General features: G+C 47.3%; 11 protein-coding genes, 1 tRNA gene, 2 pseudogenes and 1 other annotated feature. Of the genes and pseudogenes, 10 read left to right on the plus strand and 4 right to left on the minus strand.

The window, feature by feature from the left end:
- The first annotated feature begins 8 nt into the window (after positions 1-8).
- A complete protein-coding gene (locus tag QUA62_RS10005; protein ID WP_333403692.1) occupies positions 9-4,082 on the plus strand; it encodes an amino acid adenylation domain-containing protein in 4,074 nt (1,357 codons plus the stop codon).
- A 761-nt stretch (positions 4,083-4,843) separates the two neighbouring features.
- Here the strand turns inward: QUA62_RS10005 and QUA62_RS29350 are convergent.
- Complete coding sequence (locus QUA62_RS29350; protein ID WP_445301653.1) at positions 4,844-5,164, minus strand: protease inhibitor I42 family protein; 321 nt, start codon at positions 5,162-5,164, stop codon at positions 4,844-4,846.
- 507 nt (positions 5,165-5,671) lie between these two features.
- Positions 5,672-7,024, minus strand: a complete 1,353-nt coding sequence (locus QUA62_RS10010; RefSeq protein ID WP_333403694.1) for an inorganic phosphate transporter — start codon at positions 7,022-7,024, stop codon at positions 5,672-5,674.
- 67 nt (positions 7,025-7,091) lie between these two features.
- Here QUA62_RS10010 and rplS point away from each other — a divergent pair, with 67 nt between their 5' ends.
- From rplS to rplL, 9 genes and pseudogenes are all read left to right on the plus strand, one after another.
- On the plus strand, positions 7,092-7,475 hold the full coding sequence (gene rplS / locus QUA62_RS10015; RefSeq protein WP_190663914.1) for a 50S ribosomal protein L19: 384 nt from the start codon (positions 7,092-7,094) through the stop codon (positions 7,473-7,475).
- A gap of 134 nt (positions 7,476-7,609) precedes the next feature.
- Positions 7,610-7,682, plus strand: a tRNA-Trp gene (locus QUA62_RS10020).
- On the plus strand, positions 7,653-7,862 hold the full coding sequence (locus QUA62_RS10025) for a hypothetical protein (protein WP_333214733.1): 210 nt from the start codon (positions 7,653-7,655) through the stop codon (positions 7,860-7,862). Before QUA62_RS10020 ends, QUA62_RS10025 begins: the two co-directional genes overlap by 30 nt.
- 151 nt (positions 7,863-8,013) lie before the next feature.
- On the plus strand, positions 8,014-8,247 hold the full coding sequence (secE, locus tag QUA62_RS10030; protein ID WP_006635590.1) for a preprotein translocase subunit SecE: 234 nt from the start codon (positions 8,014-8,016) through the stop codon (positions 8,245-8,247).
- Positions 8,244-8,882, plus strand: coding sequence for a transcription termination/antitermination protein NusG (gene nusG / locus QUA62_RS10035; protein WP_006635589.1), 639 nt, complete (start codon positions 8,244-8,246; stop codon positions 8,880-8,882). The genes secE and nusG overlap by 4 nt, the downstream gene beginning before the upstream one ends.
- Positions 8,883-8,885: 3 nt before the next feature.
- Positions 8,886-9,311, plus strand: coding sequence for a 50S ribosomal protein L11 (gene rplK / locus QUA62_RS10040; RefSeq protein ID WP_006635588.1), 426 nt, complete (start codon positions 8,886-8,888; stop codon positions 9,309-9,311).
- A 247-nt stretch (positions 9,312-9,558) separates the two neighbouring features.
- A complete protein-coding gene (gene rplA / locus QUA62_RS10045; protein WP_190663916.1) occupies positions 9,559-10,272 on the plus strand; it encodes a 50S ribosomal protein L1 in 714 nt (237 codons plus the stop codon).
- Between the two features lie 110 nt (positions 10,273-10,382).
- Positions 10,383-10,555 (plus strand) — a sequence feature (ribosomal protein L10 leader region).
- 29 nt (positions 10,556-10,584) lie between these two features.
- Positions 10,585-11,118, plus strand: a pseudogene (rplJ, locus tag QUA62_RS10050) (50S ribosomal protein L10); the annotation flags it as partial.
- 290 nt (positions 11,119-11,408) lie between these two features.
- Positions 11,409-11,801 (plus strand): 50S ribosomal protein L7/L12, encoded by a 393-nt coding sequence (gene rplL, locus QUA62_RS10055; protein WP_039887983.1) that lies wholly within the window; start codon positions 11,409-11,411, stop codon positions 11,799-11,801.
- 179 nt (positions 11,802-11,980) lie between these two features.
- On the opposite strand, the gene QUA62_RS10060 is transcribed toward rplL, so the two are convergent.
- On the minus strand, positions 11,981-13,609 hold the full coding sequence (locus QUA62_RS10060) for an FAD-dependent oxidoreductase (RefSeq protein ID WP_333403813.1): 1,629 nt from the start codon (positions 13,607-13,609) through the stop codon (positions 11,981-11,983).
- A 184-nt stretch (positions 13,610-13,793) separates the two neighbouring features.
- Positions 13,794-14,745: pseudogene (locus tag QUA62_RS10065) on the minus strand (CopG family transcriptional regulator); the annotation flags it as partial.

Here is a 14,745-nt window from a genome sequence, read left to right on the forward strand (position 1 = left end):
CGATAAATATGCAGCAAGAAACAGAAGTTTTCGTCTTCCCGGCATCCTTTGCCCAGCAGCGGCTTTGGTTCCTCAATCAATTAGCACCGGGCAATCCTTTCTACAATGTCTCAGCAGCACTCCGCTTAACAGGTTCCCTCAACTTCAGATCCTTAGAGCAAACCTTCAACGAAATTGTGCAGCGGCACGAAACTTTACGCACCACTTTTACGCTTTTGGAAGGGGAACTCGTACAAATTATTGCTCCCATTTTAACCGTATCCCTCCCCACAATCGACTTACAAAATCTCGCGCCAAATCAGCAGGAAACCGCAGCGCTGCAACTCGCAACCGATGCAGCACAATGCCCTTTCGATTTAGCCGCCGGGCCGTTATTCAAAGTAACGCTCCTAAAACTCAGTGAAACAGAACATATATTGTTGCTGAATTTACATCATATTGTGGCTGATGGTTGGTCGATTGGAGTCCTAATTCGAGAGCTAGGAACGCTCTACACAGCATTTGTAAAAAATGAGCGATCGCACTTACCAGCACTGCCCGTGCAGTACGCCGACTTTGCAGAGTGGCAGCACCAATGGTTGCAGGGCGAAGTATTAGAAACGCAGTTAGCTTATTGGCGGCAGCAGTTAAACGGAATTACCGCACTCAATCTACCAACAGACAGGCAAAGACCAGCCGTTCCATCCTATCGCGGCGCCAAACAATTTATAACACTATCACCTGCTTTGAGCGAGGCGCTAAAGTCATTGAGCCAGCAAGAAAGCGCGACTTTATTTATCACTCTACTAGCCGCTTTTCAAACTTTGCTGTACCGCTATACAGGACAAGTAGATATTGCAGTAGGAACGCCGATCGCCAATCGCAACCAGAGCGAAATAGAAGCATTAATCGGTTTTTTTGTCAACAGTTTGGTGCTGCGTGCAGATTTATCAGGAAACCCAACTTTTCGGGAATTATTGCATCGGGTGAAAAACGTCGCAATGGCAGCCTACGCTCACCAAGATTTGCCCTTCGAGAAGTTGGTTGAGGAAATGCACCCCGATCGCGAGTTGAGCCGCAACCCCCTATTTCAAGTTAGTTTCAGCCTGCAAAACACTCCTGTAGCAGCGCTAGAATTGCCGGGAATCGTTGGAGAGGCGATCGACTTTGACGCGGGAACCGCCAAGCTCGATTTAGAGTGCCACTTGTGGGAAGATGCAGGAAGTATTCAAGGGCAATTTGTCTACAGCACGGACTTATTTGATAGCGCCACAATTGCGCGCATGGCGGGACATTTCCAAACGCTGCTGGAAGCCATTGTTGCCAATCCCAAACAGCACCTCAGCGACTTGGCTTTGCTGACAGCGCCAGAATACCAGCAATTATTAATCGATTGGAATGACACTCAGAGAGATTATCCGCAAAACCAGTGTTTCCATCAGCTATTTGAAGAGCGAGTCGCGCCATCGCCCCATGCTGTAGCCGCCGTCTTTGAAAACCAGCAGTTAACCTACCGCCAACTCAACAGCCGAGCCAACCAACTTGCACATTACTTGCAGCAATTGGGAGCAGCACCAGAAATTTTAGTGGGCCTTTGTGTAGAACGTTCCTTAGATGCGATCGTCGGATTGCTAGGCATTATCAAAGCAGGCGCCGCCTACCTGCCTTTAGATCCAACTTATCCTCAAGAGCGGCTTAACTTCATGTTAGAAGATGCTCAGGTGTCGATTTTGGTAACTCAGCAGCACTTAGCAAAAAAATTGACGCAGCCGGAAAATTACGGAGTTTTTTCAGTAGTGTGTTTGGACTCGGACAGAAAAATTATTGCTCAACAAAGCCCCGAAAATCCAACTACAAATATCCTACCGGAAAACCTTGCCTACGTCATCTACACATCGGGTTCAACCGGAAAACCCAAAGGCGTTTTAATCGAACATCGGGGACTATACAACTTAGCCCTAGCTCAAAAAGAAGCTTTTAACTTAAACTCAAATCACCGCATTTTGCAATTCGCCTCCCTGAGTTTTGATGCCTCAATCTTTGAGATTGTCATGGCCTTGGGAACCGGAGCAACACTTTACTGTGCCAAGAAAGAATCTTTGTTGCCCGGACAAACATTAATCGAATTTTTGCAGGACAATGCTATTACTCACGCTACCTTCCCCCCCTCGCTGCTAGCTGTCCTTCCAAACGCCAAACTTCCCGCACTGCAAACAATCATCTGTGCGGGCGAATCCTGTTCCCCGGATGTTGTTAAACGCTGGGCTTCTGGGCGCAGATTTTTTAACGCTTACGGCCCTACAGAAGCGACAGTCTGGTCAAGTTTGGCCGAAATTGGCGATTCCCTGCGGGATAGCTTCGCTTCACGCAAAAAACCGCCAATCGGCCGCCCAATAGCTAACACTCAACTCTATATTTTAGATAAAAATTTACAGCCTGTACCCGTTGGAATTCCCGGTGAATTGTACATCGGCGGCAGCGGATTGGCGCGAAGCTACCTGAACCGCCCCGAATTAACCGCCCAGCGATTTATTGCTAATCCGTTTAGCCAGAAAGCAGGAGAACGAATTTATAAAACTGGTGACTTAGCTCGCTATTTTCCCGACGGCAATATTGAGTTTTTAGGCCGCACTGACGAACAGGTAAAAATTCGCGGTTATCGAATAGAATTGGGAGAAATTGAAGCGCTGCTGGTTCAGCATCCAGCAGTCAAAGAAACAGCGGCGGTTGCTGTGGATGATTTGTCGGGCAACAAACGCCTAGTTGCTTATGTCGTCCCCAATCACAATCAGACGCTTAATCCCGGGGAAATACGCAACTTACTCAAACAACAACTGCCCAATTACATGATTCCCAGTGCTTTTGTGGCGATGGATTTTCTGCCCCTAACTCCCAATGGCAAAATTGACCGCCTGCGCCTACCTGCACCGGGAACTCTAACTAGCAATTCAATAGATAAAAGCTGCATTGCACCTCGCACACCAACCGAGTCAACCCTCGCCAAAATTTGGGCCACAATCCTCAACGCAGAGTGCGTTGGCATTCGCGACAACTTCTTCGATTTGGGTGGAGATTCCCTGCTGGCAATCCGCCTCATCAATGAGATCAACCAGCAATTTCAGCGCGCGTTGCCGCTGTCTGCTCTTTTTTTAAATCCGACAATTGAAGGTTTAGCCGATTCGCTATCTTCAGAAACAAATTCTCTGGAATGGTCGCCTTTAGTTGCAATTAAGCCTCGCGGTAAAAATCCCCCGTTCTTCTGCGTCCATCCCATCTTTGGCGTCGTATTTCCTTATTGCGAGTTAGCCTTTGGGCTAGGAGAAAATCAACCGTTTTACGGGCTGCAACCAAAGGGGATTGACGGCGAAAGTTCTCCGTTAACTAGCATTGAAGACATGGCGGCTGACTACATCGCAGCCTTGCGTACCGTTCAACCAAAAGGGCCTTATTTTTTAGGAGGCTGGTCTTTTGGAGGTTTGGTTGCTTTTGAGATGGCTCAACAGTTGCTCGCAGCGGGGGATGAAGTGGCTTTACTTGCTGTGCTGGATACTTTAGCGCCGGTTTCTGCTAACAAACCTTCTTTTTGGGACGGCTGCAAGTTTATTCTGACTACTGTTTCGCGCTCTATCTGGCCTTTTGTAGTAGATTATTTTCGCTTGGTGGCTGCTGCGGAAAATGTGCAAGTTGGTGGTATTGCGGCCAGGTTTCCTAAATTAAATAAAATGCTTAATTTGGCAGCTAATTTTTTGCATCGCTGGAATTGGAAACAGGCTGTTATGGTTAGCATCTTATCTCAAGAGTCAAAAAAACCCAACTGGCGCGAGCTGGCAATTCCTTCGATGTTTACTGTATTTCAGGCTAACAGTCAAGCAACTATCAGCTATGTACCGAAAATTTATCCGCAGCGAATTACTCTGTTTAGATCGGAGGAACAGCTAAGCATGAGTCATCAAGATCCGACTCTTGGGTGGAGCGAATTAACGGCGGAAAAAGTAGAGGTGATTAGAGTTCCTGGGAATCACCTTACTATGTTGAGAAAGCCCAATGTTGAAGTGCTGGCTCAACAGCTAAAGCATTGCTTGGATCGGGAATTAAGTGATTGATTTACCCGGGTTAGTGTGCGTCGAAATCGGGTTCGAGCGGGGAAATTATGATTAGTGATGAAGAAGTGGGCAATCTCATATCCGGTAATATCACCTTGATCGTGTTTGTAGTGAGGAGGTAAAAAAAGTGTGAGCACCAGAAGCAAACTTTGTGCAACTAGAAATCCTATCAAATCTGTTAGAATCGGAATTATTCCCCCTATTCTCGACCTCTGCGTGAATCCGCGTCAATCCATTGTCATCTGCGGTTTACATTCTCTTTTTTTAACCGCAGATGAGGGCAGATAAACACAGATTGACGCAGATGAATTCTCTCAATTCCGGTTGCACTATCCGTGATTGTTGACTGTTGACTGTTGACTGTTGACTGCGATCAAACCCACATTCCGCACCCACAACTGTCACAAGGATGGCTGTGGCTACCAAAGCGGTGGATTAGCTGAGCAACTCGCCATTTACTTAAGCAATAATACTTAAGTCAGAAAGGTAGTTAGGAGAGAGTGCGCTGTCATTATCATTAATGCTTTTAATTGACAATAAACAGACGCAACAAACAAAAACTGCCTGAAAAAGTTGCAGCACTGATGTCAATTATGAAAGGAAAATTGGCTCAGACGATTCTGAGATCAACTTTATCTAGCACTCGACCTAATCGGAGAGTAGAAAGAGAGAAGTTTGTTGAGCTGCCCAGCGAGCAAAGGAAGCTTGCAGTTGAGCGTTCAGTTCGTTAAATGAAGTTATGAGCGATAAATATCCTCAATTTAGTTTTTAATATCAACTTCAAGAATGTGTTCCTGGGATGGTGGTTGGTCAGATCTCCCAGGTCCCCTTTGAATGAGGCGAATTCTAGAGCGTCCTGCTCTTAGAGCTTGAATATAGATTAGCTCATCTACACTAGCACCCATAATTTGCTGGGCAGCCTCACCAGGTTGTGGACTCCCGCCTCGCCCAGTGGACACCTCGATTAAACCACTGTTTTCAATAACCTCGTGAGTCCAGGCATAACCGGCCGCTCCTAGTCCTGGTAATCTCACGGTGTTCATGTCGCCAACTCTGAGAGTAATTCTTTTTGGTATTTCCATAGGAACCTGCTTAGTGGATGTCTGAAAAGTAAGAAAGCTTATGTAACGGTTATCCTATCATTAGAAATAACACTTCAGTATGACAGAGTTACGAGAGCCATGAATCGAGCGTACCACACAATCTGACTTGTGAGCAATGGGAAGTATTATCACAACTAATCCCTGCTCCAAAAACAGGTGGTCGAAAACGTAGCGTTGATATGCAGACTGGAGGTTTAAAGCCCACATTCCGCACCCTCAACTGTCACACGGGCTGCTGAGGCTGAACGGAAAAAACTAATGATTTTTCAGGGAGTGCTTGTTTTTTCTCCCTAGTTATTGTCAATTAACAGAAATTAATGACAAGTTGAGTTCATCCTGAGCCTGACAGCTAATTCGACTTAAGTATTAGTGCTTAGTCTCACCTAGGTTGAGCAAGCTTACTACCACCAAGAACACCAAAATCCCCCGTGTGACAGTTGAGGGTGCGGAATGTGGGATCAAATTCCTCAATCTAAAATTTAAAATCTAAAATTGCCCAATGGATTGCGCGATGCTGAAGATGATAGCAGCCAAACCTGCTGCGATCGGAATTGTCACCAGCCAAGCCGAACCAATGGACAGCAAAGTTTGCAAGCGTACTGATTTCCAAGCTTTGATCAGCCCGACTCCGACAACTGCACCGACTAAAGCGTGGGATGTGGAAACTGGCAAACCGAAGCGGGATGCTAGCAAAACTGTGGTGGCTGTGGCTAATTCCGCGCAAAATCCGCCGCTTGGTTGCAGTTCGATGATTTTTTCGCCGACTGTGGCAATTACATTTTTGCCCCAGATGGCTAAACCGATGACTATTCCTGCGCCTCCGACGACTAAAATCCACAGGGGAACGCTGAAATCTTCTGAGGGAAAGGAACCTGTGCGCCGGATGTAGGCGATCGCAGCTAGGGGAGCAACGGCATTTCCTACGTCGTTGGAACCGTGGGAAAATGCTACAAAACAGGCGCTCAAGACTTGAAATCTCGCCATTTGTTGCTCGATGAGAGAGTGACGGAGTGTAGGAGTGGGGGAGGAGTTTGTACTTCTTCCTTCTTCCTTCTTCCTTCTTTCTTCTTCCTTCTCAACTGATTCTAATTTTTTCCAGCTATTGAGTGTGAGGCCGATCGCCCCAATACTCCCGATGCCAATGACAACATCGTGAATGGGAAGATTCCAGCCAAATCGATCGTGCGCTAGGGCGATCGCCCCTGTCTGCACCAAAGCAACATCCACAACAGACGGCAGTACAATTATCCCAAATACGCTCAGCATTGCTGCACTCAGCCAAGGTATCCACTCGCGCATTTGAGATAGAGGATCTGGCCGATCGAGAATCGAATACTTCACCACACTGTAAAACAGCGCGGCTAAAGCACCGCTAGCAACAGGTGTCGCCACCCAAGTTAGGGAGATGGTGCCGATGGTTCGCCAATCAACTGCATTAATTCCGGCTGCAACACAGCTAAAACCCGCGATCGCGCCCACCACTGCATGGGATGAAGAAACTGGCAAACCTCGACTGGTAGCGATTTGCAGCCAGATCCCGCAAGCTATCAGCACTGACACCATCCCGATTAAAAATACTTGCGGTTGGGCAGCGAACACTTGTGCATTCACAACTCCTGTTGCCAGAGTTTCGGAAACGCCTTGCCCGAACAGCACTGCGCCGGAAAACTCCAGTATGCCTGCAACAATTATTGCCTGCCGCAGCGTTAGCGCCTTCGAGCCTACGGATGTCCCCATCGAGTTAGCGACATCGTTTGCCCCCAAGTTGGCGGCGACGTAGAAGGCGAGTGCAGCCATTGCCCCCAGTTGCAGAAATACGACCTCAGAGGTATTTAACATAGAATTTTTTTGACATAAAACGGGCATTTCGATATATGATAAGGGATTGTGAGTTTTGGTAAATCCCATGAAAGGCGCAGAAATAATCCGTTCTATCGAAACGGAAGAAATAAATAGAGTCAAGCAAGAACTTAATAAACAACTCCCGGAAATTTACGTGGGCGACACAGTGCGAGTCGGCGTGAAAATTAGAGAGGGTAACAAAGAACGGGTTCAGCCCTACGAAGGGACTGTGATTGCCATGCGTAACGGCGGGATTAATGAAACAATCACCGTCCGCCGCGTGTTTCAGGGCGTCGGAGTGGAACGGGTGTTTTTGATTCACTCGCCCCGCATCGCCACGATCCAAGTGATGCGCCGCGGGAAAGTCCGCAGAGCAAAACTTTACTACCTGCGCGATCGGGTGGGCAAAGCTACTCGCGTCAAACAGCGGTTCGATCGCTCCCTGTAGGAATGCACCCAGCTTCCCCTTGGTTCATGGTTCATGGGAAATTGAGAAATTTCAAAAAAAAGTTTCCCATTTAAGAGCGCACTGTGTTAAAATAGAAATCTAGAGGTTAAGCGAATTTCAGCAACCTCACCTGTGCGCTCTTAGTTCAGTTGGTAGAACGCAGGTCTCCAAAACCTGATGTCGGGGGTTCAAGTCCTCCAGGGCGCGCTGAATCACCAAACTTTAAATTCTGCCCGAAAGCGCCCGGATTATTGGCTGGCAACAGTCAAAACCGCAAACTTTCGGGTAGAATTAATTTTTGTGGGCGGTTCGCAAAAAATGCCATCAACAAATGCTCGGTGTCGCTTCTCGATCGTCGGTTTCGGCGATCGGCAGTTACACAGTTGATAGGTTGGGCTTGTAAAAAAGTCGTGGCTTTAGATTTGAGATTTGGGACTTGGGCGTAAGTGGTTAGTGTCACAAAATCTGAGAGCCACGGGCCACTCACACCATCTAAAATCTAAAATCTAAAATCTAAAATCGCAAGGAGGATTGAATCGTGGCGAAAAAAGACCAAGCTCAAGAAACTCAAGAAATAACGGCGCCTGGGTTTAATCCTGCGGGTTTTTTAAAGGAAACTAGAGAAGAACTCGACAAAGTGGTTTGGCCGAGTCGGCAGCAGTTAATCAGCGAGTCTTTGGCCGTGCTTTTGATGGTAATCCTCTCAGCAAGCCTGATCTATTTGGTGGATAATTTCTTTAACTGGGGCGCGGGAAAGGTGTTTGGGCCATGACTTTTGCATCAGAAGAATCTGAGTATTCCACAGAAGCGACGGCACAGGCAGCATCGCCAGAGGTGCCGGAGATTGATGCTCGCTGGTATGCTGTTCAAGTTGCCTCTGGCTGCGAAAAGCGCGTGAAGGCAAACTTGCAGCAGCGGATTCAAACTTTGGATGTTGCCGATCGCATCGTTCAAGTAGAAATTCCGCAAACTCCGGCAATCAAAGTCGGCAAAGACGGTTCCAGGCGGCAGTCAGATGAAAAAATCTTTCCCGGCTACGTACTCATCCGTATGTTTATGGACGAGGATACGTGGCAGGTGATCAAGAATACCCCGAATGTAATTAATTTTGTCGGGGCAGAGCAGAAACGCCGCTACGGGCGCGGCAGGGGTCACGTCAAACCGCTACCTCTGAGTCATTCAGAAGTAGAACGGATCTTCAGAAACGCTCAGGAATCAGAACCGGTTGTCAAAGTATCGATGTCTACTGGAGACCACGTTGTGGTACTTTCCGGGCCGTTTAAGGATTTTGAAGGTGATGTGATTGAAGTTAGCCCGGAACGAAACAAGCTCAAAGTTTTACTCTCGATTTTTGGGCGCGATACGCCTGTAGAATTGGAGTTCAATCAGGTTCAGAAACAGAACTAACTAATGGCAAAGAAAGTTGTTGCAGTAATTAAGTTGGCGATTACGGCGGGAAAAGCCAACCCAGCTCCTCCGATCGGCCCAGCCCTGGGTCAGCACGGCGTCAATATTATGATGTTTTGCAAGGAGTACAATGCTAGAACCGCAGACCAAGCAGGTCTGGTGGTTCCGGTAGAAATTTCGGTTTTTGAAGACCGCAGTTTTACGTTTATTCTCAAAACCCCGCCGGCGTCGGTTTTGATTCAAAAAGCTGCTGGCATTGCTAAAGGTTCGGGAGAACCTAACCGCAAGCAAGTAGGGACGATTACACAGGCTCAGTTGCGAGAAATCGCTGAAACCAAAATGCCTGACCTCAATGCTAATGATGTTGAGGCTGCTATGAAAATTGTGGCAGGAACGGCTAAAAATATGGGCGTGGCGATCGCGGATTGAAGGAAGAAGGAAGAAGGAAGAAGGAAGAAGGAAGAGTTTTCCTAGTCCAAGTTCCAAATTGCTAATCCAAAATTCCTGATTTTGAAGCTAAAATCTTCAAGCTCCAATCGCAAATCCTAAGTCGGTTCAGGGGGAGAAGCAAAGCTTCGCTAGTAACCGAAAACGGGTAGATTTTAAGATTGTCCCATAGGTTCAATCTAAAATCTAAAATCTAAAATCTAAAATCGACTGACCCCAGGAGATAACAATGGCAAAGAAAGTATCCCGAAGACTGCAAGAACTTCAAAAGAAAGTTGAAGACAGACCTTATCTACCGCTGGAAGCTCTGCAACTTTTGAAAGAAACAGCAACCGCTAAGTTTGGCGAAGCTGCTGAAGCTCACATCCGTTTGGGAATTGACCCGAAATATACTGACCAACAGTTGCGGACAACTGTATCGCTACCAAAAGGAACTGGTCAAGTAGTCAGAATTGCGGTGATTGCTAAGGGCGAAAAAGTTAAAGAAGCTCTAAATGCCGGCGCGGATATTGCTGGTTCGGAAGAGTTGATCGATGAAATTCAAAAGGGCATGATGGACTTTGATTGCCTGATTGCTACCCCAGACGTGATGCCGTTGGTGGCAAAATTGGGTCGGTTGTTGGGCCCGCGCGGTTTGATGCCTTCTCCGAAAGGTGGCACGGTGACGACTGACATTGCTCAGGCGATCAACGAGTTTAAAGGTGGTAAACTAGAATTCCGTGCCGATCGAACTGGCATCGTTCATGTTATGTTTGGCAAGGCAGCTTTCTCAGCGGAAGATTTGCTCGTCAACCTTCATGCTTTGCAAGAAACTGTTGACCGCAACCGTCCTTCTGGTGCTAAAGGTCGCTACTGGCGCAGTCTGTACGTATCCGCAACAATGGGCCCGTCGATCGAAGTCGATATCAGTGCTCTGCGCGATACCAAACTTGATGCTGCCTAGTACAGAATTAAGCAGAAGGCAGAAGGTAAAAGACAGCTTCGGCTGTCTGTGTAAATCTCTCACAAGACTTACGCCAGACCCTTGCTAATCTCTGCCTTCTGATGATAGCCTAATCAAAAATCAATAAGCTGAAGACCGCAGGTGCCGACCGCTTAATTTCCTGCCGAGGCTGAAGAAATAAAAACTCAAGACTCAAAGATTAGAAATTTTCTATTTTTAATTCTGACTTGTTAATTTTTAATTCTCTGCCCCGGCTCTAAGGTCGGGGTTTTTGGTGGGCAGTTTTCGATCCTAAAAGGAGGTGAAATAAGTATGGGCAAAACTTTAGCAGTAAAAAATGAGATTATTGCAGACCTCAAGCAAACCTTGAGCGAATCTCAACTGGCGATCGTAATTGACTACACGGGCTTAACTGTTGCTGAAATTACAGATTTGCGTCGGCGTTTGCGTCCGAAAGGCAGCAGTTGCCAAGTGGCAAAAAACACGCTGATGCGAATTGCGGTTGAAGGCAACGAAACCTGGCAGCCGATACAGGAATTGCTGACCGGTACGTCGGCGTTTCTGTTCGTGCAAGAAGATATTGGCGGCGCGATTAAAGCTTACCAAGAATTCCAAAAAGTCTCTAAGAAGACTGAACTTCGCGGCGGCGTGATGGAAGGACGGGTACTGAAAGAAGCTGATGTTAAAGCATTAGCCGATCTGCCGTCGAAAGAACAACTCATGGCTCAAATTGCTGGCGCTATCAACGGTGTCGCAACCAAGTTGGCTGTGGGTATCAATCAAGTTCCTACTTCGATCGCTCGCGGTCTTAAAGCTTATGCTGAAAAAGACGGCGATTCAGCAGCAGTAGAAGCAGAAGCACCAGCAGAAGCTCAAGCAGAAGCACCAGCACAACCTGAAGCAGAAGCACCAGCAGAAGCTCAAGCAGAAGCACCAGCACAACCTGAAGCAGAAGCACCAGCACAACCTGAAGCAGAAGCTGAAAGCACATCTGCGTAAGTCATTAGTAATTAGTCACGAGTCAAGAGTCGTTAGTTTTGAGAAACAAACTCATGACTGGAGACGAGAAACTCATAATTAATGAGTAATCCACAATCCACAATCCACAATCTACAATCGAACTAGGAGTTCAAAAAATGTCTACTGCAACTGATGAAATCTTGGACAAACTTAAGTCTTTGACTTTGCTCGAAGCATCTGAATTGGTCAAGCAAATTGAAGAAGCTTTCGGCGTCAGCGCTGCTGCTCCTGTAGGCGGCATGATGATGATGCCCGGTATGGGTGGTGGAGCGGCTCCTGAACCAGTAGAAGAGCAAACCGAGTTTACTGTCATGCTCGAAGAAGTTCCTGCTGACAAGAAAATCGCCATTCTGAAGGAAGTCCGCGCAATTACCGGTCTGGGTCTGAAGGAAGCAAAAGACTTGGTAGAAGCCGCACCGAAGGCAGTTAAGGAAGCTATTGCTAAGGAAGCTGCTGAAGAAATGAAGAAACAGCTTGAAGCTGTGGGCGCAAAGATTTCTATCAAGTAGTCAGAGAATGTAGTTGATATCAATTCCGGTGACACCGGAATGATGGTTAACTGTTGACTGTTGACTTTTGACTGTTGACTGTTAAGTGTTAACTATTCCCTAAAATTAATCGCGCGATAGTTACATCTCTCGCGCGATTAATTATTTTTGGGGTAGGGAAACGGCATTGCCGTGTCCTCTTAGATTTTAGAGGCGGCTTCCATTTGCCGCACGACTGTTAAAGCAGAATAGGAAACGCCGGCAGTTCCTTCTCCGGGATGGGTGGAGTCACCGACTAACCAAAGGTTTTTAATTGGTGTCCGATTGGCAAAGCCGAAGGGCCCGAAGGTTGGTATTCGCTGGCCGATGCCACCTACAACGCCTCTATCTCTCGCTGTGTAGCGGGCAAAGGTGCGGGGTGTGGCGGCTTCTTGGTGTACGATCGACTCTGGCGTCAAATTGAAATATTCGCTCAAACGGGCGATCGCCCCTGCGGTATATTTTTCCTTCAATCCTTCATAATCAACCGAATTCCACCACATTCGAGTATCAGTAAATGACGAAGCGATAATTGTCGCCATTCCCTTCGGTGCTCGGCCATCTCCCGGATGGCTGACTGAAACAAATAATGAATTATTCTCCCCAATCTCGCCGTCGTAATCGTAGAGAAACTGAAGGTGCGGCGGACAATTGGCAGGAATTGCGCTTTCATGCACTCCCAAATATATCACGAAAGCACCGGATGCGGGCGGCAATTTATCGACTCGATATTTGTAGCCTGCCATTTGATTTGGGAGTTGGTTTTTTGTCTCTGAACTCTCTGATTTAACGGATAAATTATCAGTTAAATTATCAGTTAAATTTCCGACACTCGGCTCGCTTGACAACAATTTTACTAAATTTTGCGCGGTCACGTTGGCAACAATGCGATCGGCTGTTTCTGTCCAAACTTCGTCGGTTTTTTGATTGCGAATCACTGTACCGGTGGCTTTGCCGTTGGCGGTGACAATACTTTCAACTGTGTGCCGCAATAAGACTTGACCTCCGTAGAGTTCGATCGCCTCTACAAGTCGATCGCTCAACACCTGCATACTTCCTTTTAGATGATACAATCCCTGCGGCTCTTGCGAAACTCCTAAAGCCGTCGCCGCGTAAAGTAGCGCCGTTTCTTCCGTATCAACTTGAGAATACAATTTTAACTGCAAATCCAGAAAAGTTCTCAAGCGCAAATTGTCGCCCAACCCACAAAGCCGCAAAGCATCTCCCACTGTCATAAAAGTGAAAGGCAAAGTAATTAGAGTATCGGGGCGAACTGCTTGAATTAATTGCCAGAAATCCCATAAGTTTCTGGGTGGTAAAACTGGATCGCGCCCTTGAAATTTCCAGCTAGCTTTGAACAATGCAGACAATAATTGCCAAAAAGGTTCGCTTCCAGGAAACTGGCGCTGCCTTTCTTGCTGCCACTTTTGCGGATCTCGCCACACGCTAATCGGTGCGGTTTCTCCCGGCAAAAACACCGCACAAGCGGGATCGCAGGGTGTCGCGGCGGGAAGTTCTATGTCTAATTCTGAGAAAATTCGGTGGTGAATGCCTCCGGGTTCCAATCCTGCAACCTGCGTGGCGCCGACATCGAAGGTAAAGCCTTTGCGTTTGAAGGTGGAAGCGCATCCTCCGGGGACGATCGCCTGGTCTAAGACTAGCACTTTGTATCCTCTGCGGGCTAGCAGGGCTGCTGCTGTCAGCCCGCCGATTCCGCCTCCAATTACCGTGACGCGGCCCTTAGTGTCTGCTGGATTGGATTTGCCTAAAGGGGTGCGATCGCCTGTCATAAATTTATTTATTGTAATATTTCTTAATAGTATGCTCATATTTTGCAATAAAAAGCTCTTGTAGCGACAGGTTGAAATCTATCGCTACAAGAGGAAGGAGGCCGAGTTGACAGGACATTTCAGGGGTAAGGTGCAGCCGGATCGTCCAAAGCAACCCGAGTTTTTGCCGTAGCCGATTGGAGAATCAGGGACGCCGCCACTTGTTGAGATAAGCTTCGCCAATCCCCGCGACAGCCTGCATTTGAGCTAGCTGTTCCCGTAAAGCTTTGATGGTTCTTAGCTGTTCTTGAGACTGTTGCTGCAAAGCGTCGTAATTTCGCTGTATCGCCGCACTCTGGCCCAATTCATTTTCCAGATATTGCAACTTGGTCAATTTAACTTGGAGGTCGCCGATCGCACTTGACTTTTCTGCTAACTCGTGCTGCAAAGATTCGTAACTCGACTTCGACACGGTTTCCTGGAATTGGCTTTCGAGATTTTGCTTTTCGGTGGCGAATTGCTGCTGCAAAGATTCCAGAGCACTGGATTTTTCGGCCAGTTGCTGCTGCAAAGATTCCAGAGCACTGGATTTTTCGGCTAGCTGTTGCTGAAACTCGTGTTCCCGGTGTTCTCTTTCGGCTAATTGCTGCTGCAAAGATTCCAGAACACTGGATTTTTCGGCTAGCTGTTGCTGAAACTCGTGTTCCCGGTGTTCTCTTTCGGCTAGCTGCTGCTGCAAAGATTCCAGAACACTGGATTTTTCGGCTAGTTGCTGCTGAAACTCGTGTTCTCGGTGTTCCCTTTCGGCGACTTGCTGCTGCAAAGATTCCAGAGCACTGGATTTTTCGGCTAGTTGCTGCTGAAACTCGTGTTCTCGGTCTTCTCTTTCGGCTAATTGCTGCTGCACAGATTCCAGAGCACTGGATTTTTCTGCTAGCTGTTGCTGAAACTCGTGTTCTCGGTGTTCTCTTTCGGCGACTTGCTGCTGCAAAGATTCCAGAGCACTGGATTTTTCGGCTAGCTGTTGCTGAAACTCGTGTTCCCGGTGTTCTTTTTCGGCTAGCTGCTGCTGCAAAGATTCGATCGAACTTTCGCGTTCACTCAACTGCTGCTGTAAACTTTCGTAACTTGACTTGGCTACTGTTTCCTGCAATTGG

It is taken from the genome of Microcoleus sp. MON1_C1 (genome assembly GCF_036701945.1).
GTDB lineage: Bacteria > Cyanobacteriota > Cyanobacteriia > Cyanobacteriales > Microcoleaceae > Microcoleus.